This is a genomic window from Dickeya zeae NCPPB 2538, from assembly GCF_000406165.1.
Taxonomy (GTDB): domain Bacteria; phylum Pseudomonadota; class Gammaproteobacteria; order Enterobacterales; family Enterobacteriaceae; genus Dickeya; species Dickeya zeae.
This window is the reverse complement of sequence record NZ_CM001977.1, coordinates 2,978,004-3,001,851: the sequence shown is the minus strand read 5'-3', so window position 1 is coordinate 3,001,851 and position 23,848 is coordinate 2,978,004. Positions and strand designations below refer to the sequence as shown.

22 protein-coding genes and 1 pseudogene are annotated in these 23,848 nt (G+C 54.5%); 17 read left to right on the top strand and 6 right to left on the bottom strand.

What is annotated here, in order from left to right:
- Nucleotides 1-15: 15 nt before the first annotated feature.
- Together DZE2538_RS13145 and DZE2538_RS13140 are read right to left on the bottom strand one after the other, a co-directional pair.
- Nucleotides 16-444, bottom strand: a complete 429-nt coding sequence (locus DZE2538_RS13145; protein ID WP_023640251.1) for a tripartite tricarboxylate transporter TctB family protein — start codon at nucleotides 442-444, stop codon at nucleotides 16-18.
- A gap of 36 nt (nucleotides 445-480) precedes the next feature.
- A complete protein-coding gene (locus tag DZE2538_RS13140; protein ID WP_038914306.1) occupies nucleotides 481-1,464 on the bottom strand; it encodes a tripartite tricarboxylate transporter substrate binding protein in 984 nt (327 codons plus the stop codon).
- Between the two features lie 196 nt (nucleotides 1,465-1,660).
- On the opposite strand from DZE2538_RS13140, the gene tctD reads away from it, so the two are divergent.
- Both tctD and DZE2538_RS13130 read left to right on the top strand, forming a co-directional pair.
- Entirely contained in the window at nucleotides 1,661-2,335 is a 675-nt protein-coding gene (tctD, locus tag DZE2538_RS13135; RefSeq protein WP_019844022.1) for a transcriptional regulator TctD, read from the top strand.
- Entirely contained in the window at nucleotides 2,322-3,713 is a 1,392-nt protein-coding gene (locus DZE2538_RS13130; protein WP_038916526.1) for a sensor histidine kinase, read from the top strand. The genes tctD and DZE2538_RS13130 overlap by 14 nt, the downstream gene beginning before the upstream one ends.
- A 118-nt stretch (nucleotides 3,714-3,831) precedes the next feature.
- On the opposite strand, the gene DZE2538_RS13125 is transcribed toward DZE2538_RS13130, so the two are convergent.
- From DZE2538_RS13125 to DZE2538_RS13110, 4 genes are read right to left on the bottom strand one after another with little or no spacing between them, the layout of a single operon-like run.
- Nucleotides 3,832-4,635 (bottom strand): inositol monophosphatase family protein, encoded by an 804-nt coding sequence (locus DZE2538_RS13125; RefSeq protein ID WP_023640248.1) that lies wholly within the window; start codon nucleotides 4,633-4,635, stop codon nucleotides 3,832-3,834.
- The gene (locus tag DZE2538_RS13120; protein WP_050568690.1) at nucleotides 4,632-5,693 is read right to left on the bottom strand and encodes an ABC transporter ATP-binding protein; all 1,062 of its coding nucleotides are present in this window, start codon (nucleotides 5,691-5,693) and stop codon (nucleotides 4,632-4,634) included. The genes DZE2538_RS13125 and DZE2538_RS13120 overlap by 4 nt, the downstream gene beginning before the upstream one ends.
- Nucleotides 5,686-7,695: an ABC transporter permease gene (locus tag DZE2538_RS13115; protein ID WP_038916525.1), complete on the bottom strand. Its 2,010-nt coding sequence runs from the start codon at nucleotides 7,693-7,695 to the stop codon at nucleotides 5,686-5,688. Before DZE2538_RS13115 ends, DZE2538_RS13120 begins: the two co-directional genes overlap by 8 nt.
- A complete protein-coding gene (locus tag DZE2538_RS13110) occupies nucleotides 7,692-8,648 on the bottom strand; it encodes an extracellular solute-binding protein (RefSeq protein WP_038916524.1) in 957 nt (318 codons plus the stop codon). Before DZE2538_RS13110 ends, DZE2538_RS13115 begins: the two co-directional genes overlap by 4 nt.
- Before the next feature lie 310 nt (nucleotides 8,649-8,958).
- Between DZE2538_RS13110 and DZE2538_RS13105 the strand changes: the two genes are divergently transcribed.
- From DZE2538_RS13105 to hisP, 15 genes and pseudogenes are all read left to right on the top strand, one after another.
- Complete coding sequence (locus tag DZE2538_RS13105) at nucleotides 8,959-10,074, top strand: ROK family protein (RefSeq protein WP_236616966.1); 1,116 nt, start codon at nucleotides 8,959-8,961, stop codon at nucleotides 10,072-10,074.
- 121 nt (nucleotides 10,075-10,195) lie between these two features.
- On the top strand, nucleotides 10,196-11,329 hold the full coding sequence (pdxB, locus tag DZE2538_RS13100) for a 4-phosphoerythronate dehydrogenase PdxB (RefSeq protein ID WP_038916523.1): 1,134 nt from the start codon (nucleotides 10,196-10,198) through the stop codon (nucleotides 11,327-11,329).
- 85 nt (nucleotides 11,330-11,414) lie between these two features.
- Complete coding sequence (locus DZE2538_RS13095) at nucleotides 11,415-12,425, top strand: aspartate-semialdehyde dehydrogenase (protein ID WP_038916522.1); 1,011 nt, start codon at nucleotides 11,415-11,417, stop codon at nucleotides 12,423-12,425.
- Nucleotides 12,425-13,288 carry a tRNA pseudouridine(38-40) synthase TruA gene (gene truA, locus DZE2538_RS13090; RefSeq protein WP_050568688.1) on the top strand — a complete coding sequence of 288 codons (864 nt, stop codon included), beginning with the start codon at nucleotides 12,425-12,427 and terminating at the stop codon, nucleotides 13,286-13,288. The genes DZE2538_RS13095 and truA overlap by 1 nt, the downstream gene beginning before the upstream one ends.
- Nucleotides 13,289-13,323: 35 nt before the next feature.
- Nucleotides 13,324-13,989, top strand: a complete 666-nt coding sequence (locus DZE2538_RS13085) for a DedA family protein (RefSeq protein WP_012885423.1) — start codon at nucleotides 13,324-13,326, stop codon at nucleotides 13,987-13,989.
- Between the two features lie 229 nt (nucleotides 13,990-14,218).
- Nucleotides 14,219-15,130 (top strand): acetyl-CoA carboxylase, carboxyltransferase subunit beta, encoded by a 912-nt coding sequence (accD, locus tag DZE2538_RS13080; RefSeq protein WP_019844012.1) that lies wholly within the window; start codon nucleotides 14,219-14,221, stop codon nucleotides 15,128-15,130.
- A gap of 79 nt (nucleotides 15,131-15,209) precedes the next feature.
- Entirely contained in the window at nucleotides 15,210-16,478 is a 1,269-nt protein-coding gene (gene folC, locus DZE2538_RS13075; RefSeq protein ID WP_019844011.1) for a bifunctional tetrahydrofolate synthase/dihydrofolate synthase, read from the top strand.
- A pseudogene (dedD, locus tag DZE2538_RS13070) lies at nucleotides 16,468-17,351 on the top strand (cell division protein DedD). Before folC ends, dedD begins: the two are co-directional and overlap by 11 nt.
- Nucleotides 17,352-17,614: 263 nt before the next feature.
- Complete coding sequence (gene cvpA, locus DZE2538_RS13065; RefSeq protein ID WP_019844009.1) at nucleotides 17,615-18,106, top strand: colicin V production protein; 492 nt, start codon at nucleotides 17,615-17,617, stop codon at nucleotides 18,104-18,106.
- Between the two features lie 30 nt (nucleotides 18,107-18,136).
- Complete coding sequence (purF, locus tag DZE2538_RS13060) at nucleotides 18,137-19,654, top strand: amidophosphoribosyltransferase (RefSeq protein WP_012885418.1); 1,518 nt, start codon at nucleotides 18,137-18,139, stop codon at nucleotides 19,652-19,654.
- Between the two features lie 147 nt (nucleotides 19,655-19,801).
- Nucleotides 19,802-20,371, top strand: a complete 570-nt coding sequence (locus DZE2538_RS13055) for a UbiX family flavin prenyltransferase (protein WP_023640239.1) — start codon at nucleotides 19,802-19,804, stop codon at nucleotides 20,369-20,371.
- 385 nt (nucleotides 20,372-20,756) lie between these two features.
- Nucleotides 20,757-21,536: a lysine/arginine/ornithine ABC transporter substrate-binding protein gene (locus tag DZE2538_RS13050; RefSeq protein ID WP_019844007.1), complete on the top strand. Its 780-nt coding sequence runs from the start codon at nucleotides 20,757-20,759 to the stop codon at nucleotides 21,534-21,536.
- Nucleotides 21,537-21,604: 68 nt separating this feature from the next.
- Nucleotides 21,605-22,294, top strand: a complete 690-nt coding sequence (locus tag DZE2538_RS13045; protein WP_023640237.1) for a histidine ABC transporter permease HisQ — start codon at nucleotides 21,605-21,607, stop codon at nucleotides 22,292-22,294.
- Nucleotides 22,287-23,003: an ABC transporter permease gene (locus DZE2538_RS13040; protein ID WP_019844005.1), complete on the top strand. Its 717-nt coding sequence runs from the start codon at nucleotides 22,287-22,289 to the stop codon at nucleotides 23,001-23,003. The genes DZE2538_RS13045 and DZE2538_RS13040 overlap by 8 nt, the downstream gene beginning before the upstream one ends.
- Nucleotides 23,004-23,041: 38 nt before the next feature.
- Nucleotides 23,042-23,815: a histidine ABC transporter ATP-binding protein HisP gene (gene hisP, locus DZE2538_RS13035; protein WP_023640236.1), complete on the top strand. Its 774-nt coding sequence runs from the start codon at nucleotides 23,042-23,044 to the stop codon at nucleotides 23,813-23,815.
- Nucleotides 23,816-23,848: the final 33 nt, after the last annotated feature.

Below are 23,848 nucleotides of genomic sequence, written 5' to 3'. Positions count from 1 at the left end.
GAACCTGCCTCCCGGTTAGAGCCACGCGCCAGCGGGCAGCGTGACGTCGAGCAGTTTATCGAAGGCGTAAAACAGTGAGATGCCCATGACCGCGCCGGATAACGCCGCCATCCACCACACCGCGCCAAACAACATGCCGATACCGCAACCCAGCAATGCGGTGGTCAGCGGAAAGCCCAGCGGTTCAAACAGCCAGGCGTACAGTGCCAGCATGATGACCAGCAACAGCAAGCGCTGGCGAACAACAGCAGAAGGCCAGGTGAGGGCATCGGGTTTACGCAGCAGCATCAGAACGGCACACATTGCCATCAATCCCAGAATCGTGATGGGAAACGGGCGTGGGCCAACCGGCTCGTAGCTGTATTCGCTCTGGATTTCCCAGCCAATCACCAGACCAATCAGGCACAGCAGCAACCAGACCCCGGCAAACAGACGATCGCTCATCATGTGTTTCTCCTCTATTTAGCGACTGACATTCAGCTATTTAGCTAACCCAAACAGCTTCGCCTGCTCGCGGTAATCCTCGACCTGCTTTTTGATGTAGGCATCCAGCGCTTGTCCGGTTAGGTTGAATTCGAACAGGCCACGCAGGTCGCGTTGCTTTTTGAATTCGTCGGTGGTGGCGATGTGCTTGAACGCTTGCTCCCACCACTGGTAGCTGGCCTCGCTCACTTTAGGGCCGAGATAAAAGCCGCGAATGATGGGCCAGACTAAATCGTACCCTTGCTCTTTAGCCGTAGGGATGTTGGCCAGCGGCTCCGGCAGGCGTTGCTCGGAAAATACCGCCAGTACTCGAATCTTGCCGCCTTGCAGGTGGGGCACCATTTCGCTGATATCGCCGGAAACCGCCTGCACATGTCCGCCCAGCATGGCGGTCAGCGGTTCACCGCCGCCTTCAAACGCCACGTAGCGCATGTCACGCGGGCTGATACCGGCATGGCGTGCCAGCATCGCAGTTTTCATCCAGTCCTGGCTGCCGATAGAAGCCCCGGCTCCGACCACCACCTGACTGGGGTTTTTCTGCATGGCACCGAGCAGGTCTTTCAGTGTTTGATAAGGGGAATCGGCCCGCACGGCGATCATGCCGTAATCGGTGCCGACCGCCGCCAGCCATTTCACATCATCAACGCCATAGCGTCCGAATTTACCCTGCGCCAGATTGAGCAGCGAACCGCCGGAAAAGGCGACCACGGTGCCGGGTTCATCTGGCCGTTGCGCTACAATCGCGTTATACGCCACCGCGCCGACTCCCCCTGGCATGTAGGTGACGCGCATCGGACTGGTGAGCGTGCCAGTTTCCTGTAGCGATATCTGCAGCAATTTACAGGTCAAATCAAATCCACCGCCTGGCTTGGCGGGGGCGATGCACTCGGTTCGTGTCGGTGCGGTTGCCGGGTTGGTCGCAGCGGTGGCAATCGAACCGCACAGCAGCAGGGAAAGGGCGAGGTATTTTTTCATTGTCATTTCTTCCTGTTTTTATTATTCCCGGAACGGGACTGTTGAGGGATTGTTAATGAGGTAACCTTTCAGTTACCTTTCGGTTAGTGAAAATGTGTTCAGGATGTGATTACCGTCGCTTAAAAAAACGGCCGGTCTTGAGGGAGAATGGTTACCAGCAGGTGATGAAAGGAGAAATCAATGTGGATAAAGGCTGACGGCGATGCGACTTTTACTGGTTGAGGATCATCCTGAGCTGGCGCACTGGCTGCAAAAAGCCCTGAGCGAGGCGGGATTCGCGGTAGATCTGGTCGGCGATGGCGTGGCGGCGGATCACCTGTTGCAGCAGGAAGCCTATACGCTGATGGTGCTGGATGTGTCATTGCCGCGCATGGATGGACTGGCGTTACTGGCGCGGTTGCGTAAACGCGGGCAGAACTTACCGGTGCTACTGCTGACGGCCCGTGCCAGTGTGGCGGATAGGGTTAAAGGGCTGAATCTGGGGGCGGATGATTATCTGACCAAGCCGTTTGAACTGGCTGAACTGGAAGCACGGTTGCGCGCATTGTTGCGGCGTAGTCAGGGGCAGATACAGGATGTGCAGCGTCTGGGTTCTCTGAGCTGGCATGATGAAGGCTACTTTCTGCTACAGGACAAACCGTTGTCGCTGACGCCGCGTGAGCAGGCGGTGCTGCACACGTTGATGCAACGCCGGGGGCGACCGGTTTCACGGCAGTATCTGTATGAGCAGGTGTTTACCCTCGCCGATGAGGCCAGCACAGATAGCCTCGATCTGTACGTGCACCGTATCCGCAAAAAACTGGCGGGCAGCGATGTCATGATTGTTACGCTGCGTGGGTTGGGATATAGCCTGGAATGCCAGCATGCTGAAAGTTAATTCGCTGCGTGGCCAGTTGATGCTCTACCTCGGTGTGCCGATGGCGCTGCTGTGGGCGTTGTCGGTGTGGAGCCACTACCACAGTGCCAAAGCGGCGGCGACGCAGGCCTATGATCGCACGCTGTTGGCGTCAGCACGTACCGTGGCTGAGCGGTTGACGGTACGCAACGGTCAACTGGCGGTGGATGTGCCTTGGGTGGTGCTGGATAGCTTTGAGCGCAACATGAACGACCAACTGTATTATCAGGTCCTGACCCCGCAGGGGAATACGCTCTCTGGTTATGACGACCTGCCACCGTTGCCGCGCACGATTCCCTTGTCCCGACATTATCCGGCGCTGGCCCATTTCTATGATGCGCATTATCACGGCCGGGCTATCCGGGTGGCGGCGTTATGGCAACCGGTCAATGAGTCTGGCGTGGAGGGAATGGTGTTGATTCTGGTGGCGGAAACACTGCGCTCCCGCGAGGCCTTTGCGCACCAGCAGTTGCTGATTGCCTTGATTAGCCAAAGCGCATTGGTGTTGCTGGCGCTGCTACTGGTGCTGTTGCTGTTTCGTAAATTGCTGCGGCCGTTGCGCCAGTTGTCTGGGGTGATGGCGCGCCGTGAACCCGGTGATTTGACGCCGTTGCCCCCGCTATTACCCTGGTCCGAAATGCAGCCGTTGCTGGTGGCGTTCAACCGGTATATGGCACGACTGAGAGGTGTACTTCAACGGCAGGAACGTTTTGGCGCTGATGCCGCGCATCAACTCAGAACACCACTGGCGGTACTGAAAACGCAGGTGGGGGTGGCGCTCAATAGCCCCCAACCTGCGCAGTGGCGTGACAGCCTGACCGGCATGAGCACCACGCTGGACGATACCATCCAATTGACCGATCGGTTGTTGCAGCTATCGCGCCTGAGAGCGCAAGACAGTAAAGAACACATCTGGCAAACCGTGGATTTGGCCGAACTGGTGCGGGATGCCTGCTTTTCCCGCCTGCCACAGGCGCGCAGTCGACAGATCGATCTGGGATACGAAGGCGATGAGCATTGCCTGATTCGTGGTGAACCGTTACTGCTGGCGGAGTTGTGTGCCAACTTGCTGGATAATGCGCTGAAATACACACCGCAAGGCGGCGTGGTGACGGCTCGGGTTCAGGCGCAGCAACTGGAAATCGATGACAGTGGCCCGGGGATTCCGACGGCGGAACGCGCCCAGGCGATGAGGCCCTTTCACCGGTTAGATAACCATCACGGCTTACCGGGTGCCGGGCTGGGGTTGGCGCTGGTCAGGGATATCGCGCTCTGGCATCACGCCCGACTTCAACTGCTGGATTGCCCGTCACTGGGCGGATTGCGGGTACGCATCGCTTTTGTGGGGGACTCCTCCTGATGGTCAAATCGGTTCTGCAATACTCAACGCTTTCTTGTGTAACGCTTTTTACGAAGACGTACACTGAGCGCAATGCGCTATACGATGACCTATAGTTAATTACCGGTATAATAGTTAATTACCGGTATAAGAATGCATTCCGGAACCAGTCATAAATGCTTGGGCGTGCGGCTAGCACTGAACCTTCCCGTACTTTTTCGCCATGGAATTTGCTTACCCGTATGCCATTTTCCTGGGCGATGAGTTTGCCCGCTGCGACATCGTAATAACTGAGACCGTCTTCAAAATAAGCGTCCAGCCTTCCGATTCCGACATAGGCGAGGTCGAGTGCGGCTGACCCAAGCCGCCGGACACCAGCAGACTCCGCCATAATGCGTGTCAGCCCACAGAATAGCTGATCCTGTGTTATCACCTGCAATTGACCCGGAATGGGCAATGAGAGTGAGCACAGTGACTCTTCTGGCAATTTATCCGCTAAGCGCGCTACTCGTTGACCGTTCAGGTAAGTTCCTTCTCCCGCTATGGCGGTGAAATACTCTTCACGCAGTGGGTCGTATACTACGCCAAGGATTTCTCCTTCATCGTCGCAGAGAGCTATGCTGACGGCAAAATACGGAATGCCCCAGATAAAATTACTGGTTCCGTCGAGGGGGTCGACAACCCACATCTCTTTACGCGTTCCAGCCTGAAAGCCCGTTTCCTCGCCAAGGAACCCAAATCCTGCCGCTTCCTCAGTTAATGTGTTGAATATTGCACGCTCGGCGGCGAGGTCGGCTTGTGAGGCATAATTGGCTTGTGCCTTTTTGCTGATACCAGACGCATTCATTTTGCCAAAGCGCTTTAATAGCTCAATCCCACCGGCCAGGGCGGCCTTTTTGGCCACGCGCAGCAGTTGGTGGTTATCCAGAGAGTAGTCTGTCATGCGTGTGTTTCCAGAAAGGTTGCTTCGTCGAAGACGATACCGACCTTATTATCGACAGCGATACGTCTGGTTGTTTCTGCCCATAGGCTGTCCCAGCCGGGGATCGTCAGGCGGTAGACCCAGGCGCGTCCGATATAACGAACATCAGTGACGATAGCGTCAATGAGCCCCTGGCCTGCCTCGCAGATACGCACGTTTTCTGGACGAACAAACAGTGTGGCTGGACCACGATGAAACGCATGAGAGAGGTTAAGACAGGTACCGCTGTCAGGAGTAAAACCCTGTTCGGTTATCACGCCTTTGATAAAGTTTGCCTGACCGACGAATTCAGCCACAAAACGTGAGGCAGGGCGTGCATAAAGCACTTCTGGCGCAGACAGTTGCTCGACTTTTCCACCCTGCATAACGGCAATCCTGTCTGAGAGTTCCAGGGCTTCTTCCTGATCGTGGGTGACATAGATAGCGGTAACGCCGATACGTTTTTGTAATTCGCGCAATTCCTGACGCAGCGATACTCGCAGTTTGGCATCAAGATTTGACATGGGTTCATCCAATAACAGCAGCGGAGGATCGATAACGAGCGCGCGGGCCATCGCAATCCGCTGTTGCATACCGCCACTCATTTCGCTGGGATAGCGCTCTTCCACATGATCGAGTTGTACCTGCGCAAGCGCAAGGCGCACCCGTTTCTGGATATCCTGCCTGGGTATTTTTCGCAGCCGAAGCCCATAAGCCACATTATCGAAGATCGTTTTATTCGGCCATAAGGCATAGTTTTGAAAGACAAAACCGATATTACGATCCCACGGCGCGCGTTGCGAAACGTCGACGCCATCAAACAGGATGCGGCCATCATTGATGGGGTGAAAACCTGCAATAGCCCGAAGCAACGTCGTTTTACCGCAGCCTGATGGGCCAAGAAGCGTAAAGAACTCACCCGGCATGATGGTCATTGATATGTCATGTAGCACAAGGTGTGAGTCGTAGCGCTTCGAAACAGAGTGAATCGCCACTTCGCACCCCAGGCGACGGTTGGTGTCATCGTACATATCAGGCATGACGGTTTTTCTCCGACTGTCCATAGCGAACAACGATATAAAGGGGCACATAGACAATAAGCATGAGTATGATGGTCTGTGCTGCGCAGACGCCGAAATCGGAATCTGCGAGTGTATTTTCAAAGATCACTGCCGTCATGGGCTTCCAGGGGGGGCGATAAAGCACAATAGTCGATGATAATTCAGTCACGATGTGCAGGAATGTCAGCGTTGCTCCAGTCACTGCGCCTGCCAGCATGAGTGGTGCAGTGATAGTCAAAAATACTCTGATGGGTCTGGCACCAAGGCTGATTGCCGCTTCATCCAGTGCTGGGTGCACCTGACGCAAGGCTGCCTCTGATGCTTTGACGGTAAACGGGAGATTTCGGATAACGTAGGCCAGCACCAGGATGTACCACGTACCGGTAAGCTGAAGTGGTGCTTGGTTAAAAATAAGTATCAGCCCAATTCCCAGGACTGTGCCTGGTATGACGTAGGGCATCATGACGACGTTGTTAAGCGCAGGTGCGATCAACGTGTAGCGTTTACGTACCAGTATATAGGCAATGGCAATACCGATGGAGAAAGCCAGTAATGTGCCGACAACTCCCAGCGAAAGAGTAACCCAGGCTGAGGCCAGGCCGTTTTTCCACATTGTCAGATAGTTATCGAGAGTTGGGGTGGTGGTTGGCAACCCGGCGCGCCATTTTACAAAACTGGTGACGAGAACTGTTATATGCGGTACGAACGCCAGGAGCAGAATGAGTGCGGTAAAAAATAGGGTCAGGATATGTCCCAATCGAGATAGTCTCCGTGGCGCAGACTGCCTTGATGACACGGCGGCATACCCGCGTCTGGCAAGATATATTTGTTGCGCCATCAGGAAGAGGCTGGATAAGGTCACCAGCACCACCGCACCTGTTGCCGCGAGTGCAGGATTTCTTCCTGCTTCGCTCAGAAAAGATGTGTAAATCAAGACCGGCAGTACGTTCAGATCAAGTCCGATAATCCGCGGCGTGCCGAAGTCTGAGAGGGCGGCCATCGTCGCCAGATAAAGGCCGGTGACAATACCGGGCATAGCCAATGGAATCTCTACCGACAGCCGCACACGTAAGGGCGTCGCGCCCAGGCTTTCTGCGGCTTCGATATGTGAAGCATCGACACGGCGAAATGCGCTGTAACTCAGAAGAAAGATGACTGGAAAGACAAGCCATGCAATCACCCAGATAACGCCATACATGCCGACAATAGACGTCGTTAGTCCAAGGCTTGTGGTGATGATGCCATTGTGACCCAGTAGCAGACGCCAGGAGTAAGCCCCCAGAAAGGGAGGGGACACCGAGGCCATGGTGACCAGCAGAATGATGGCCGTTGAACCGGCGACCCGGAACCGGGCAATCATGTAAGCCAGTGATACACCCAGCATAGCGGCGAATACCGTTGCACACAGGGAAACCATCAGGCTGTTAAGCGTTGCACTACGTGTTTCCTCACGGGTGAAGAAGGAAAGGTAGTGCGTCGCTGTGAAAGAGAGGGTGGGCTCTTCAATACTGATATAGGCGTTAGCCGCATGTTGCAACACCACCGCCCCATCGGGTTGGCGTATGGCAGTCAGTGGTGTGACGGTAGTTCGGTTAAACAGGCCTCGCGGTGCCTGTTGGCTCACTATCAGTGAAAAGTCGTCAGACGCTAACTGTAATGCCCCGTTATTCAGGACGGTGAATTGAGGATTAACTGTTCCTCGAATCAGAATATTGTTCGTATCTCGCGCCAGAAAGCTGAGATGAAAGTTCGCTCCCTTACTAACATCAAGACTTCCATTTGGTTTCATGGCGATGGTAAAACCGTTGGACATCTCGGGTATAACCTCGAGCCCGGTTGGTCGATTAACGAAGGTAAAGCGACCACCATCTCCCAGCAACGAGGCACTCAGCAGGCGAGCCTGGGGCAGTAAAATGGTCGCGCAGCAAAAGAGCAGCGCAATAACGGCTATCAGTCGCCAGGGATCACGAAGTATCTTCATTTGGCGACTGCTGCCTGAAAGCGTGCGACGACAACCTGTTTAGGATCCTGTGGGGAAATAATATTGAGCTGGCTCACATTCGGCAGAACAGGGGGAGGAGCGATATCCATACGGGCTGAGCGGCGGATGGTTGCGTCACGTACCCGTTCATGAGCTGTTTTCGAGCCAAGAAAGTCGATAAAAATTTTGGCCTGCTCGATATGTGGTGCGTTTGCCACAATCGCCTGTGCGTCAATCTGGCCGGTAATGGCGTCAGTCGGATAGATAATTTTGATTGGCAGGCCATCTGCCGTCCATTTAGCACCTAAATCTTCATTGATCCAGCCAATAGCCGCTTCTCCATCGCGTATGGCGTTGAATGCATCGTCCGAGCCGGGAGCAATGCGGGCGTCTTTGACGAGACGATTGATAAAGTTCCAGCCGAACTGGCCAGCCAGCGCAGAGACAATGGTATACCCCGTCCCTGAGCGTGCGGGATCTGGGATAATCAGCGCACCTAATTTTTTCCATTTATCGTGAGCGAGATCAGCCTGAGACGTCGGCATATCGGCCGGGGGGACTCGTTTTGTGCTGACCATAATGGGTTGCAAAAGTAGAGTAAATGGGTGCCAGATATGCTGTGGATCTATGGTCACCATGCTCGCGTCAGTGTCGCTTTGAAAAGGCTGGAAAAGAGCTGTGTTCTCTTCATATGTCTGGATCGGCCCACCCCAAAGCACATCAGCCGTTGGATTAGCTGTCTCTGCACGTATACGTTCAACCACGTCCCCTGTACCGCCACGCACGACGGTCACATTAATGTCTGGGTGCGTCTTTTTAAACGCCTCAAGAACAGGCGCAGAGGTTGTTTCTCCATGAGAAGTGTAGATGACCAGTTCTGCAGCCGTAGCGTTTATGGTGGATAAAGCAGTAACAATGGTTAACGCAGTGAGATGAATATGCAGCTTGCTCATAGCGGGATAGACTCCAGACAAAAAATTAAATCCACTAAATGGTTTTATTGAGTCGATGGCGAGGGGCATTAGACGAACTTCAGGTGAAGTTATGATGACAAAAGCCATTTTTGGGAAATTTTAATTAGCTGGACACGATAAAAACGAAGCTTTTATTATCTATTTAATGGGGATAATAAAGGGCGAAGGTGCTGTCGTGCATACGGGTAACAATCACGCTTATTCTGGCCGGTACAATCGCCGACTGGTGTTTGATCTGCTACGAACTACAGGGGAATTATCCCGTAGTGACCTTGTCGAGAGCACTGGGTTGCAACCGCAAACTATCGCTAATATCACTCAGGATTTGCTTAAACGGGGTTTACTAATTGAAGAGGGGCGCTCAACCAACCGCCGTGGGGCTCCACAGAAATTTTTACGACTCAATGCACGTGCTGGCTGTGCTTTTGGCGTTCATCTGGATCGAAATGGTATCACTGCTGTTGCGTGCGACCTGTTTGCATGCGAGCTAGCTCGCAGAACTGCGCCTGTATCATGGCAAAACCCTGAGGCGAGCATTAGCAACATTGCTAAACTTGTCGCCGAACTTTCCCGGGACTGTGAAGGCATCCCTGTATGGGGGACGGGTATCGCAATGCCAACTTTGCAAGAGGCTGACTTTGAGAAGTACGTAGGATCGCCTGGATGGCAGGCATGGAGTCATGTGCCGACTGCTGATGCTGTTGAAGCGTTGTGCGGTATGCCGGTCATTGTAGAGAATGACGCGACGGCGGCAGCGCTTGCTGAACGCCAGGTTGGGTCGGCAGTTGGACTTACCCACTATGTTTATATTTTTGTTGGTCATGGACTCGGTGCAGGGATTATCGTTGACGGTTTGCCGTTTCAAGGTGCCTTCAACAATGCCGGTGAGATTGGCTTATTAAGTTGGCCATCAGAACTACAACCTGTTGCGGCTGATGTGACCCCGTTTTCATTAGAAGAACTGGCTATTACCCTGGCAGTGGATTTGAGCGCACTTGAACAGCCAGATTTTCTTAATTCGCTCTATCAGCAACGCAACAGTGAGTTGATGGCATGGCTTGAACTCAACAGTAAACGTCTGCGCATTCTGGTTTCAATCGTTGAAAACATGTTTGATCCCCAAAAAATTTTAGTCGGCGGATGCCTTCCTCCTGCACTTTTCGCATCGCTGGTGGATCGTACTTATCCACTACTTCCCTCTGTGGCCGCCAGAAAAGTAAGGCATATGCCAAGACTGGAGCATGCCATGCTGGGGGCAGAAGCCGCCGCCATCGGCGCGGCATTGCTGCCTATTATTGCGCACGGTAGCCCATTCTTCAGGCGATTGTCGCTGATGCGAGCAAGGACGGTGGTGATTGACCCCGAAATCTATTTTGATCGTGTTGCTGGCCTGCCAGTAAGCTAAATAGCCGTCATGAACCAATCCCGCTCGTCTGTGTTACCGTCAGTCGGTTTATGGCAGAATAACGCCCTTCTTTTTGTCGCGGCGACGCGGGTGTCGTCAGCGGTCTATCAGGAAAGCCAACGTGAAAATCCTTGTTGATGAAAATATGCCTTACGCTCAGACGCTGTTCAGCCGCCTTGGCGAGGTAACGGCGGTACCGGGCCGACCGATTCCGACAGAGGCCCTGAACGGGGCGGATGCCCTGATGGTGCGCTCGGTCACGAAAGTGAATGCCGAGCTGCTGACCGGCAAAGCGGTAAAGTTTGTCGGCACGGCGACAGCGGGCACCGACCATGTTGATGAAGCGTTTCTACGTCAACAGGGGATCGCGTTTTCCGCAGCCCCCGGCTGCAATGCGATTGCGGTGGTCGAGTATGTGTTTTCCGCGCTGTTAATGTTGGCAGAACGTGATGGCTTCGCGTTGACGGACCGCACCGTTGGGATCGTCGGGGTAGGGAACGTGGGGTCTCGCCTCAATGATCGGTTGACGGCGCTAGGAGTGCGGACGTTGCTGTGCGACCCACCGCGGGCGGATCGCGGTGACGAAGGGCCATTTGTGTCGTTGGATGAGGTGGTGGAGCAGGCTGATGTGCTGACGTTCCACACGCCGCTATTGCAAGCGGGGCCTTATGCCACCTTACATTGTGTGGATGCCGCACTGCTGGCTCGCCTGAAAGCAGGCACCATCCTGATTAATGCCTGTCGTGGCCCGGTGGTGGACAACGCTGCCTTGCTGGCTGCCCTTAAACGCGGCCAACACCTTAGCGTGGTGCTGGATGTGTGGGAACCCGAGCCAGAGCTATCTCTCGAACTGCTGGAACGGGTCGACATTGGCACGGCCCATATCGCCGGTTATACGCTGGAAGGCAAAGCACGCGGCACCACGCAGGTGTTCGAAGCCTGGAGCCGTTTTATCGGCCAACCGCAACAGGTCGCCTTGTCATCGTTGTTGCCAACGCCGGAACTGGCTCAGGTGAGCCTGACGGTGCCGCTCGATGAGTATCAACTCAAACGACTGGTGCATCTGGTGTATGATGTGCGCCGCGATGATGCCTTATTGCGTCAGGTCGCACAGATACCTGGTGAATTCGATCGGTTGCGTAAGTGCTATCAGGAGCGGCGCGAGTGGTCATCGTTGCATGTTGTCTGCGCTGATCGCGAAAGCGCTGAGCAACTGAACCGGTTAGGTTTCACCGCGTCGGTGAACGAACGCTAATTTCCTGTATCAAAATCAGATTAATCCGGGCGATGTCATCATCGTCCGGTGTGTTTTATTCATTATTCTTGGGGAGTACAACCACATGTCCAATGGCTGGAATATCGCGTTGCTGGGAGCGACCGGCGCTGTCGGCACCGCGTTGCTGGAGCTATTGCAGGAGCGTGAGTTTCCCGTGGGTGAGCTCTATGCGCTGGCGAGTGAAAACAGTGCCGGTGAGAGTTTGCGTTTTAACGGCCGTTCGCTGCGGGTAGAAGACGCGGCTGATTTCGACTGGTCGCAGGTGCAACTGGCCTTTTTCGTCGCCGGTGTGGAAGCTAGTGCTCGCTATGCACAAGCTGCAGGCGACGCTGGGTGTCTGGTTATCGACAGTAGCGGCCTGTTTGCGCTAGAGCCGGATGTCCCGCTGGTGGTGCCAGGGGTGAATCCGCATGTGCTGGGGGATTACCGGAATCGCAATATCGTGGCGGTGGCGGATAGCCTGACCAGCCAGTTGCTCACGGCGATCAAACCGTTGACGGAGCAGGCTGGGTTGTCGCGTCTGCACGTCAGCAACCTGTTATCGGTGTCGGCGTATGGTAAAGCGGCCGTCGATGATTTGGCGGGCCAAAGCGCACGTCTGCTCAACGGCATTCCGGCTGAAGCGAGCTTGTTCCCGAAACAACTGGCGTTCAATGTGTTGCCGCTGCTGGCCGATGGCGAAGGCAGTGTGCGTGAAGAGCGTCGGCTGGTCGATCAGGTGCGTAAGGTATTGCAGGATGACGGCCTGCCGATATCGGTCAGTTGCGTACAATCACCGGTGTTTTACGGTCATGCGCAGGTGGTGCATCTGGAAGCGTTGCGCCCGTTGTCTGCCGATGAAGCGCGTGATGTGCTGTCGCAGGCGGGTGATATCGTTCTGAGCGAAGAAGATGACTACCCGACGCAGGTGGAAGATGCCTCTGGCAATGTACAACTGAGTATTGGCTGTCTGCGTAACGATTACGGCATACCTGAGCTGTTGCAGTTCTGGTCGGTGGCCGACAACATCCGCTTCGGCGGTGCGTTGATGGCGATAGAAACCGCGGAACGGCTGATTGAGGAGTACCTGGGGTAATGACGGCGTTGCAGCATGCGGACGATGAGGCACCGCTGAAAATCGCCCTGGGGATTGAATATGACGGCAGTCGCTATTACGGCTGGCAGCGTCAGGCCGAGGTAGACAGCGTTCAGGGGTGTCTGGAAGCGGCATTATCTCAGGTGGCGAACGAGCGTATCGATGTGTTTTGCGCCGGTCGTACCGATGCCGGGGTGCATGCAACCGGACAGGTGGTGCATTTCACGACCCACGCCGTGCGCAAAGACGCCGCCTGGACGATGGGGGTGAATGCCAATCTGCCACCGGATATCGCCGTGCGTTGGGTCAACACGGTGAATGAGGCGTTTCACGCCCGTTTTAGCGCCACAGCGCGCCGTTATCGCTATGTGATTTATAACCGGCGTTTTCGGCCAGCCATCCTGTCGCATGGGGTGACGCATTATTACCTGCCACTGGATGCCGAGCGGATGCATCGAGCCGGTCAGTGCCTGTTGGGCGAGAACGACTTTACCTCGTTTCGGGCGGTGCAATGCCAGTCACGTACGCCCTGGCGTAACCTGATGCACCTGCGGGTAACGCGTCTGGGTGATTATGTGGTGGTAGACATCAAGGCCAACGCTTTTGTGCATCACATGGTGCGTAATATTGTCGGCAGCCTGATGGAGATCGGGTGCGGCAACCAGCCGGAGAACTGGATGGCTGAGCTGCTGGCGGCGAAAGATCGCACGCTGGCTGCCGCGACGGCAAAGGCGGATGGATTGTATCTGGTTGCTGTGGACTATCCAGCGCATTTCGGGATTCCCTGCGCGTCGATGGGACCGCTCTTTTTGCCTGATGAGATAAGCGACACCGACGTGACGGCGAAGCCGACATTGATATGAATTGAGTCGGTATTGAACTGAATAAGGACGCGATTATGCTCGATATTATACGGTTTATGATTGATTTTATCTTGCACATTGATGTGCATCTGGCTGAGCTGGTGGCGCAGTATGGCATATGGGTTTATGCCATATTGTTCCTGATTTTGTTTTGTGAAACCGGGTTGGTAGTGACGCCGTTCCTGCCTGGCGACTCGTTGTTGTTTGTCGCTGGTGCGCTGGCTTCGCTGCCGACCAACGACCTGAACGTCCACACCATGGTAGCGCTGATGTTGGTCGCAGCCGTGCTGGGGGATGCGGTGAATTACACTATCGGTCGATTGTTCGGTGAAAAATTGTTCCGCAATCCTCACTCACGCATTTTCCGCCGCAGCTACCTGGATCGCACCCATGCGTTTTACGAGCGTCACGGTGGCAAGACAATAATTCTGGCGCGATTTGTACCGATTGTGAGAACATTCGCGCCCTTTGTCGCCGGGATGGGGCATATGCGTTATCGCGAGTTCGCGCTGTATAACGTGACCGGGGCCGTGTTGTGGGTGTTGTTATTCACCTATGCCGGTTACCTGTTTGGCGACTTGCCGGTGGTGCAGGAGAACCTGAAGTTATTGATCGTGGCGATCATCTTCATCTCCATTTTGCCGGGGTTGATCGAGTTCTGGCGGCATAAGCGCGCCATGACGCGGCAAAATATGAAATAAGTGGAAAATTATTTTAACATCCGGTTTGACCAGTTTTTTATCCACACGCCCGGATCGTTATGGTTTAATGAGCAGCATTTACGGCTGTGTTTGTATTAACAAGCCTTAATACCCCTGTCTTGCCCCGGCTTGCCGGGATAGGACATCGCTTTATCGGCGGCGTTGCCAGGGATTGGGCAATGTGTAGCAGCGTACTGGCTGGTGCCAGGTTCAAGCAGAAAGGTTATCAATGAGCTGGATTGAACGAATTCTCAATAAAAGTAATGTCACACCTACCCGTAAGGCGAATATTCCTGAGGGAGTTTGGACGAAATGTGACAGTTGCGGTCAGGTGCTTTATCGCGCTGAGCTGGAACGTAATCTGGAAGTGTGCCCGAAATGTGATCACCACATGCGGTTATCTGCCCGGGCTCGTCTCCATGCGTTTCTGGACAAGGAAGGTATGGTCGAACTGGGCAGCGAACTGGAGCCCAAGGACGTCCTGAAGTTCAGAGACTCGAAGAAGTACAAAGACCGTATTGCTTCAGCGCAGAAACAGTCTGATGAAAAAGACGCGCTGGTGGTGATGAAAGGGACCTTGTACGACATGCCGGTGGTTGCCGCATCGTTCGAGTTTTCTTTCATGGGCGGTTCCATGGCGTCGGTGGTAGGTGCACGCTTCGTTCGTGCCGTAGAACAAGCGCTGGAAGATAACTGCCCGCTGGTTTGCTTCTCCGCCAGTGGTGGTGCCCGTATGCAGGAAGCGCTGATGTCGCTGATGCAGATGGCGAAAACCAGTGCGGCGCTGGCGAAAATGCGCGAGCGCGGTTTGCCGTATATTTCGGTACTGACCGACCCGACCATGGGTGGCGTATCCGCCAGTCTGGCGATGCTGGGCGACCTGAATATCGCCGAGCCGAAAGCGTTGATCGGTTTTGCCGGTCCGCGTGTTATTGAGCAGACCGTTCGTGAAAAACTGCCGCCGGGCTTCCAGCGTAGTGAATTCCTGTTGGAAAAAGGCGCTATCGACATGATCGTTCGTCGTGCAGATATGCGCCATAAACTGGCCAGTATCCTGTCCCGGTTGACTAACCATCCGGAACCGCAGGAACCCGCTGTGGTGCGGTTGTCCGCCTCGCACGAATCACAGAGTGATGCCTAATCAATGATGAACCGGGAGCAGGGCGGCGTTGTTGCCGTGTTCCCGGCAGTAATCAACCGTAAGTCAGTGAACGGGACTCATGGACAATCTTCAGACACCTCAAGCCACGTCGCCTTTGGCCACGTGGCTTCACTATCTTGAACATCTGCACAATCAGGCCATTGATCTGGGTCTGGATCGCATCCGGCATGTTGCGGAACGCTTGCAGCTACAACAACCTGCACCCCGCGTATTTACCGTGGCGGGAACCAACGGCAAAGGCACAACCTGCTGCACGCTGGAATCCATTCTGAGCGCTGCCGGGTTACGTGTTGGTGTGTACAGTTCGCCACATTTGCTGCGTTACACCGAGCGCGTGCGCATTCAGGGTCAGGAATTAGCAGAATCACTGCATGCTGAAGCCTTTGCGGCGATCGAAGCCGGTCGCGATGGTACGTCGCTGACCTATTTTGAATTCGGTACGCTGGCGGCATTGTGGCTGTTTAAGCAGGCACAACTGGATGTGGTGATACTGGAAGTGGGTCTGGGTGGTCGCCTGGATGCCACCAACATTGTGGATGCTGATGTCGCGGTGGTAACCAGCATCGCGCTCGATCACACCGACTGGCTGGGTAACGACAGGGACAGCATTGGTCGGGAAAAAGCGGGGATATTCCGTGGTAACCGACCGGCAGTGGTGGGTGAGCCGGACATGCCGGTATCTATCGCCGCCGTTGCGCAGGAAAAAGGTGCCCGACTGTTTCGCCGTGGTGTGGATTGGCAGTTCTCATTGCAGGATGACGGCTGGCGTTGGCAGAGCGGTGACGTGTGCTATGAGGCGCTGCCTATCCCCTCCGTGCCGTTGGCCAATGCAGCCACCGCGCTGGCAGCGTTGCAGATCTCTGATATCACACTGAGTGTTGATGTGATTTGCCAGGGGTTGCGTCAGGCGCAGCTACCGGGCCGTTTCCAGATTGTGAGCGAAAAACCGTTGTTGATTCTGGATGTCGCGCATAATCCTCATGCAGCCGCTTATCTGGCTGCCCGGCTGGCTGATTTGCCGCGTACCGGTCAGGTACGGGCGGTGGTCGGTATGCTGGCCGATAAAGATATTCCCGGTACGCTGGCGCATCTTAAGCCGCAGGTTGATGTGTGGTACTGCGCGCCGCTGGAAGGCCCGCGCGGAGCCAGTGCCGATCAGTTGGCTGAGCATCTGGCGCTTTGTACCCGGTATTCGGATGTGGCGACAGCCTGGCGGCAGGCGATGCAGGACGCCGGAGAAAATGATGTGGTGATTGTTTGTGGTTCTTTCCATACTGTCGCGCATGTGATGGAAGCGTTGGACGGGAGCGGAATGCATGGCGAGTAAGTTTCAGAATCGCCTGGTGGGAACCGTTGTGCTGGTGGCGCTGGGTGTTATCGTGCTGCCCGGGCTGTTGGATGGCAAAAAAAGCATTACGAAGACGAGTTTGCCGCCATCCCACTGGTTCCCAAGCCGGGCGATACGCTGGAGGCGGAGTCGATGCCGCCGGTCAATCAGTCGTTGCCTGCCCAGCCGCCTGAAGGCGCTGAAGCCGCAATGCAAAACAAAAATAACGCTGATGCCGACACGGTACCTGAGCCGACCCCGGCACCCGCTGTACCGGAGCGCCGTGGGGCATCGCCGTCGTCTGCCCATCCGGCGACGCCTGTCGCCCCGCTGGTGACAGAACCGCGTCAGCCAGTGCAGCAACTGGCTCCACCCGCGATGAAAGCGCAGCCAGCGAAACCGGAACCGAAAAAGCCGGAAACGAAAGCGGACACCCGGCCTAAGCCCGACGTGAAAACAGCAGAAAGCAAAACGGCAGAAAGCAAAACGGCTGATAACAAGTCATCTGACAGCAAGCCGAGCGAAAAACCGGTGGCGGAGGCTAAAACCGACACTCGATCAACAGAAAACCGATCGACAGAAAACAAGCCGGCGGACGCTAAAGCGGCATCGCAGGAGCAGGCTCCGGCAGGTCAGGCTTTTGTGGTGCAGTTAGGTGCATTGAAGAACGCTGATAAGGTTAATGAGATTGTCGCGAAGCTGCGTTTGTCGGGATATCGCGCCTATACCGTGCCATCGGCACCGGTAGCCGGGCAGATTACCCGTATCTACGTCGGGCCGGATGCATCGAAGCAGAAACTGCAGTCAGCATTGGGAGACTTGCAGCAACTGAGCGGGTTGAGCGGGCAGGTTCGGTCGTACAGCGCGCGCTGAGTCGGCCGACCGTCAGTTACAGTACATTGAGGGGTAGGGGAGCGTAGCGACCTTGCCCCTTGTGTTTTGTGGGACGAAGCAAGACGGCGGGTAGCGAACAACAGGCGCTATTTGTCGGGCGACAGGCGGTTTTTTTAATTTCTTCGCCTATCGAAAAAATCGGCAGGAAATACGCTACGCAAACGTTTTCTTTTTCTGTTAGAATGCGCCGCGAACAGGATGAGCGGCGCTATGATTGTCATCGTTCATAATTAGGATAGTTCATGGTTTGGGTTGATTACGTCATTATCGGTATTGTCGCATTCTCGGCTCTGGTCAGTCTCATCCGGGGGTTTGTACGTGAAGCGCTGTCGCTGGTGACCTGGGGGGCGGCGTTCTTTATCGCCAGCCACTACTATGCCTATCTCGCGGTCTATTTCACGCGGTTTACTGATGAGCTGGTGCGCAACGGTATCGCTATTGCCATTCTGTTTATTGCGACGTTGATTGTGGGTGCTATCGTCAATTATGTGATCGGTTCGTTGGTTGAACGCACCGGATTATCGGGCACTGACCGGGTACTGGGGATTTGCTTTGGTGCCTTACGGGGTGTGTTGATAGTCTCTGCGTTACTGTTTTTTCTCGATACCTTCACCGGTTTTTCACAGAGTGCTGACTGGAAGCAGTCCCATTTGATCCCGCAATTCAGTTATATCATCAGGTGGTTTTTTGACTACCTGCAAAGCACGTCGAGTTTCTTGCCGCGGCATATCTAGCCGCGGTAGCGCTGATGAGGAAAAGACCACATGTGCGGTATTGTCGGTATCGCCGGTTTTACACCGGTCAACCAGTCGATTTATGACGCGTTAACGGTGTTACAGCACCGTGGGCAGGATGCCGCAGGCATCGTCACCATTAATGAGACCAATTGCTTTCGCCTGCGAAAAGCAAACGGTCTGGTGAAGGATGTGTTTGAAGCCCGGCACATGCAACGGTTGCAGGGCAATATGGGGATCGGCCACGTGCGCTATCCCACCGCGGGCAGCTCCAGCGCCTCAGAGGCCCAGCCTTTCTATGTCAACTCTCCGTTCGGAATTACGCTGGCCCACAACGGCAATCTGACCAACGCCCATGAACTGCGTCAAAAGCTGTTTGAAGAAGGCCGTCGTCACGTCAATACCACGTCGGACTCCGAAATTCTGCTGAACGTCTTTGCCAAAGAGCTGGACCGTTTTCAGCACTATCCGCTGGAAGCGGATAACATTTTTGCAGCGGTGGCAGCCGTGCATCAGCAGATTCGTGGCGCTTACGCCTGCATTGGCATGATTATCGGCCACGGCATGGTGGCGTTCCGTGATCCAAACGGTATTCGTCCGCTGGTGATCGGCAAGCGTGAGCTGGAAGATGGGCGTAACGAGTATATCGTGGCGTCAGAGAGTGTCGCGCTGGATACGCTGGGCTTTGAATTTCTGCGTGATGTGGCACCGGGCGAGGCGGTATACATTACCGAAAACGGTCAGCTGTTTACCCGCCAGTGTGCGGAAAATCCGAAAAGCCACCCGTGCCTGTTCGAGTATGTCTATTTCGCGCGTCCTGACTCCTTCATCGACAAAATTTCAGTCTACAGCGCACGTGTGCGGATGGGGCAGAAGCTGGGTGAGAAAATTGCCCGCCAGTGGGAAGAACTGGATATCGATGTTGTGATTCCGATTCCCGAGACCTCTTGCGATATCGCGTTGGAAATCGCTCGTATCATCAATAAACCGTACCGCCAGGGGTTTGTGAAAAACCGCTATGTCGGCCGTACCTTCATCATGCCGGGGCAGCAAACCCGCATTAAATCCGTGCGCCGTAAGCTGAACGCTAACCGGGCAGAATTCCGCGGTAAAAACGTCCTGCTGGTGGATGACTCTATCGTGCGCGGCACCACCTCTCAGCAGATTGTTGAGATGGCGCGTGAAGCGGGCGCTCGCCGGGTTTATCTGGCGTCCGCCGCACCGGAAATTCGCTTCCCGAATGTGTACGGCATTGATATGCCAAGCGTGAACGAGCTGATTGCCCACGGCCGTGAAGTGGAAGAAATCCGTAAGATTATTGGTGCCGATGCCCTGATTTTCCAGGACCTGACCGATTTGATCGAAGCGGTGCGGGAAGATAATCCGGAAATCGTCCAGTTTGAATGTTCAGTGTTCAACGGTGTGTATGTCACCAAAGATGTGAATCAGGATTATCTCGACTATCTGGAAGCGTTGCGCAATGACGATGCCAAAGCGATGCGTAGCCAGAATGAAGTCGAAGACCTGGAACTGCACAACGAAGGTTAAGCATCATCAGCTATCGACCGATAACAATACAGGGAGCGCAAGCTCCCTTTTTTGTCGCTGTTATTCTTGCCAATCTGTAGGTGATGCGGCAAAGTCAGCGCACAAGTTGTGAGTACCGCCGCTGCGGCGGTGGCCCGTGAGGTGAAAATGAAACGACTGATTGTCGGTATTTCTGGCGCCAGCGGCGTGATATATGGGGTGCGGTTGTTGCAGGTGCTGCAACCGGTAACTGGGGTTGAAACCCATTTGGTGATGAGCCCGGCAGCCCGACAAACACTGGCGTTGGAAAGCGATCTAACCGTGCGCGATGTCCAGTCGCTGGCTGATGTGGTGCATGATTCCCGTGATATTGCCGCCAGCATTTCATCCGGTTCGTTTAAAACCGCAGGGATGGTGATTCTGCCGTGTTCTATCAAAACGCTATCTGGGATTACCCACAGCTATACCGATAGCTTGCTGACTCGTGCGGCTGACGTGGTGCTGAAAGAGCGCCGCCCGCTGGTGTTGTGTGTGCGGGAAACGCCACTTCATATCGGCCATTTGCGGTTGATGAATGCTGCTGCAGAAATGGGGGCGGTCATCATGCCGCCGGTGCCTGCGTTTTACCATCGCCCACAAACTGTGCAAGATATCGTCGATCAGACCGTTAATCGGGTACTTGATCAATTTGATATCGAATTGCCGCAAGAGCTCTTTACACGCTGGCAGGGCGCGTAAGCCTCTCATGTGATATCCCTTCGCGGCGCGATTATCGCGTCAGGCTGCCTGACGATAGTGTCATGAATTGCACTATTTTGATGCATATTGTTTTTATGGTGCACATTGTTGCACCATTGTTGTGCGCATCATGCGGGGCCGTGTTGCGCCATCCTCTCCCTCTGTCGCTGATACCAGGATAATTTATTGATTATATTGATGTGATTGTCATGATCACGGGGGCTGACTTTATGCAGAGTGGCATATTTTTTATGGCATAAAATTTGCTATATTTTGCCAAACAGCACATAAATTAATGCACACAGCAAACGTATTCATCACAACGGTTTTGCGTTCGCAGTCAACATCACTTAGGCATAGACAATCATAAAATAAGGGTAATGCAATGAAAAAAATGTTGAAACTTTTGCCCCTTGCACTGGTATTCGCGGCAGGCAGTGCGTTCGCCGAGGTTCCGAAAAATATCAAGATTGGTACCGACCCGACGTATGCGCCGTTCGAATCCAAGGATGCCAGCGGCCAACTGGTTGGGTTTGATATCGACCTGGCAAAAGACTTGTGCCAACGCATTAAGGCCAATTGCACCTTCGTGGAAAGTGATTTCGACGCGTTGATCCCATCACTGAAAGCGAAAAAGATCGACGCTATCATCTCCTCCCTCTCTATCACTGAAAAACGTCAGCAGGAAATTGCGTTCACCGACAAGCTGTACGCCGCGAATGCTCGCCTGATCGCGAAAAAAGGCTCGCCGATTGTGCCGACATTGGACGCACTGAAGGGTAAACGTGTCGGCGTATTGCAGGCATCCACGCAGGAGGCTTACGCAAACCAGTACTGGCAGCCGAAAGGGGTGGATGTGGTGGCCTACCAGAACCAGGATCTGATCTATGCCGACCTGACTTCCGGGCGCATCGATGCAGCCTTCCAGGATGAAGTGGCGGGCAGCGAAGGTTTCCTCAAGCAGGCGGCGGGTAAAGATTATGCGTTTGCTGGCCCGGCGGTGAAAGACGACAAACTGTTTGGCGTTGGTACTGGTATGGGGCTGCGTAAGGACGAAACCGATCTGAAAGTGGCGCTGGATAAAGCGTTTGCTGATATGCGTAAAGACGGTACCTACGACAAACTGGCGAAGAAGTACTTTGACTTCAACGTGTACGGTGATTAAGCCTTCCTGATTAACCACTGCCTGCCCGGTGCGGGCAGTGGCATGTCTTTTCTGAGCGGATTGATGTAATGCTTTATGGCTATTCCGAGTTAATCATGGATGGCGCGCGCATGACGCTGCAACTGGCGTTGTGCTCACTGGTGCTGTCACTGCTGATTGGTCTGGTGGGCGCGGCGGGGAAGCTCTCATCCAGTCGACTGTTGTCCGGCTTTTTTTCTGGCTATACCACCCTGATTCGCGGCGTACCAGACCTGGTGCTGATGCTGCTGATTTTTTATGGGTTGCAGATGGTGCTTAACAGCATCACCGAAACGCTGGGCGTGGATCAAATCGACATCGATCCGATGGGTGCCGGGATTATTACGGTGGGATTCATCTACGGCGCGTACTTCACTGAAACCTTCCGTGGTGCCTATCTGGCAGTGCCGCGTGGCCAGATTGAAGCGGCTGTTGCGTTTGGCTTTACTCCGATGAAGGTGTTTCGCCGCATTATGTTTCCGTCGATGATGCGATTTGCGCTGCCGGGCATCGGCAACAACTGGCAGGTTATCCTGAAAGCGACGGCGCTGGTGTCGCTGCTGGGGCTGAGCGATGTGATCAAAGCAACGCAATTGGCGGGGAAAGGTACGCACCATCCGTTCTTTTTCGCCATTGTTGCCGGTGTGCTGTATCTGATTTTTACCACCCTTTCCAACGGGGTGCTGTGGTGGCTGGAAAAACGCTACTCGCAGGGAGTCCGGAAAGTAAATTATGAGTGAGATTCTACAACAATATTGGCAGGCACTGCTGTGGAGCGACGGCTATCGCCTTACCGGGCTGGCGATGACACTGTGGCTGCTGATTATCTCGGTAACCATCGGGGGGCTGATGGCGGTTCCGTTGGCGGTGGCCCGCGTTTCGCCGCGTCGTCGTTACTGGTTGCCGGTATGGGTTTTTACCTACGTGTTTCGCGGTACACCGCTCTACGTACAACTGCTGGTGTTTTATTCTGGCGTGTACAGCCTGGAGATTGTGCGCGGTACCGATTTGCTGAACGCCTTTTTTCGTAGTGGTCTGAATTGCGCTATTCTGGCGCTGGCGCTCAACACCTGTGCCTATACCACGGAGATTTTTGCCGGTGCTATTCGCTCGGTGCCGCACGGTGAAATCGAAGCGGCACGCGCCTATGGCTTTTCGCGTTTCAAACAGTATCGCTGCATCATTTTGCCGGGTGCGTTGCGCATCGCCTTACCGGCTTACAGCAACGAAGTGATCCTGATGCTGCATTCTACTGCGCTGGCCTTTACCGTCACGGTGCCGGACTTGCTGAAAGTAGCGCGCGATATCAATGCCGCCACCTATCAACCGTTTTACGCCTTTGGCATTGCAGGGGTGATGTACCTGGCGATATCGTTCGTACTGATTGCGTTGTTCAGGAAGGCCGAACGCCGCTGGTTACGGCATCTTCACACCCGTTCATCCCATTAACCGTTCATTCCATGAAATAGTGCAGGAACAGATAAAGCATGCAGAATAATAAGCTGATGGTGACGGAATTGCGTAAGCGTTATGGTCAGCATGAGGTGCTGAAAGGCATTTCATTAGAGGCTAAAGCCGGGGACGTTATTTCGATTATTGGATCATCGGGGTCGGGGAAGAGCACCTTATTACGGTGTATCAACTTTCTGGAAAAACCGTGCGAAGGGTCTATCCATGTGAATGGACAGGAAATTCACATGGTGCGGGACAAAGACGGTCAGCTCAAGGTCTTTGACAAAAAGCAGCTACAACTGCTGCGTACCCGGTTGACGATGGTGTTTCAGCATTTCAACTTGTGGAGCTTCATGACAGCGCTGGAAAACGTCATGGAAGCGCCGGTACAGGTGCTGGGGCTGAGTAAGGCGGAAGCCCGTAAACGCGCGGAGTTCTACCTGAATAAGGTGGGGATCACCGGGGCGTCACAGGAGAAGTACCCTTCTGATTTGTCTGGTGGTCAACAGCAGCGTGTTTCCATTGCCCGCGCACTAGCGATGGAGCCGGAAGTGTTACTGTTTGATGAGCCGACTTCCGCGCTGGACCCTGAGCTGGTGGGCGAGGTGCTGCGTATCATGCAGCAACTGGCGGAAGAGGGCAAAACCATGGTGGTGGTGACCCATGAAATGGAGTTTGCCCGGCATGTGTCGAGCCACGTGATTTTCCTGCATCAGGGCGTCGTGGAAGAAGAAGGCCCGCCGGATGCGGTATTCGGCAACCCGCAAAGCCCTCGTTTACAGCAGTTCCTGTCTGGTGCGCTAAAATAACGCGGCGCACGTCACTTGCTCCTCGCGCGGGTT

Excerpts from the sequence above, each read along its gene's own strand:
- DZE2538_RS13145 (WP_023640251.1), bottom strand. The coding sequence starts at position 444 with ATGAGCGATCGTCTGTTTGCCGGGGTCTGGTTGCTGCTGTGCCTGATT.
- DZE2538_RS13140 (WP_038914306.1), bottom strand. The coding sequence starts at position 1,464 with ATGACAATGAAAAAATACCTCGCCCTTTCCCTGCTGCTGTGCGGTTCG.
- tctD (WP_019844022.1), top strand. The coding sequence starts at position 1,661 with ATGCGACTTTTACTGGTTGAGGATCATCCTGAGCTGGCGCACTGGCTG.
- DZE2538_RS13130 (WP_038916526.1), top strand. The coding sequence starts at position 2,322 with ATGCTGAAAGTTAATTCGCTGCGTGGCCAGTTGATGCTCTACCTCGGT.
- DZE2538_RS13125 (WP_023640248.1), bottom strand. The coding sequence starts at position 4,635 with ATGACAGACTACTCTCTGGATAACCACCAACTGCTGCGCGTGGCCAAA.
- DZE2538_RS13120 (WP_050568690.1), bottom strand. The coding sequence starts at position 5,693 with ATGCCTGATATGTACGATGACACCAACCGTCGCCTGGGGTGCGAAGTG.
- DZE2538_RS13115 (WP_038916525.1), bottom strand. The coding sequence starts at position 7,695 with ATGAAGATACTTCGTGATCCCTGGCGACTGATAGCCGTTATTGCGCTG.
- DZE2538_RS13110 (WP_038916524.1), bottom strand. The coding sequence starts at position 8,648 with ATGAGCAAGCTGCATATTCATCTCACTGCGTTAACCATTGTTACTGCT.
- DZE2538_RS13095 (WP_038916522.1), top strand. The coding sequence starts at position 11,415 with ATGTCCAATGGCTGGAATATCGCGTTGCTGGGAGCGACCGGCGCTGTC.
- truA (WP_050568688.1), top strand. The coding sequence starts at position 12,425 with ATGACGGCGTTGCAGCATGCGGACGATGAGGCACCGCTGAAAATCGCC.
- DZE2538_RS13085 (WP_012885423.1), top strand. The coding sequence starts at position 13,324 with ATGCTCGATATTATACGGTTTATGATTGATTTTATCTTGCACATTGAT.
- accD (WP_019844012.1), top strand. The coding sequence starts at position 14,219 with ATGAGCTGGATTGAACGAATTCTCAATAAAAGTAATGTCACACCTACC.
- folC (WP_019844011.1), top strand. The coding sequence starts at position 15,210 with ATGGACAATCTTCAGACACCTCAAGCCACGTCGCCTTTGGCCACGTGG.
- cvpA (WP_019844009.1), top strand. The coding sequence starts at position 17,615 with ATGGTTTGGGTTGATTACGTCATTATCGGTATTGTCGCATTCTCGGCT.
- purF (WP_012885418.1), top strand. The coding sequence starts at position 18,137 with ATGTGCGGTATTGTCGGTATCGCCGGTTTTACACCGGTCAACCAGTCG.
- DZE2538_RS13055 (WP_023640239.1), top strand. The coding sequence starts at position 19,802 with ATGAAACGACTGATTGTCGGTATTTCTGGCGCCAGCGGCGTGATATAT.
- DZE2538_RS13050 (WP_019844007.1), top strand. The coding sequence starts at position 20,757 with ATGAAAAAAATGTTGAAACTTTTGCCCCTTGCACTGGTATTCGCGGCA.
- DZE2538_RS13045 (WP_023640237.1), top strand. The coding sequence starts at position 21,605 with ATGCTTTATGGCTATTCCGAGTTAATCATGGATGGCGCGCGCATGACG.
- DZE2538_RS13040 (WP_019844005.1), top strand. The coding sequence starts at position 22,287 with ATGAGTGAGATTCTACAACAATATTGGCAGGCACTGCTGTGGAGCGAC.
- hisP (WP_023640236.1), top strand. The coding sequence starts at position 23,042 with ATGCAGAATAATAAGCTGATGGTGACGGAATTGCGTAAGCGTTATGGT.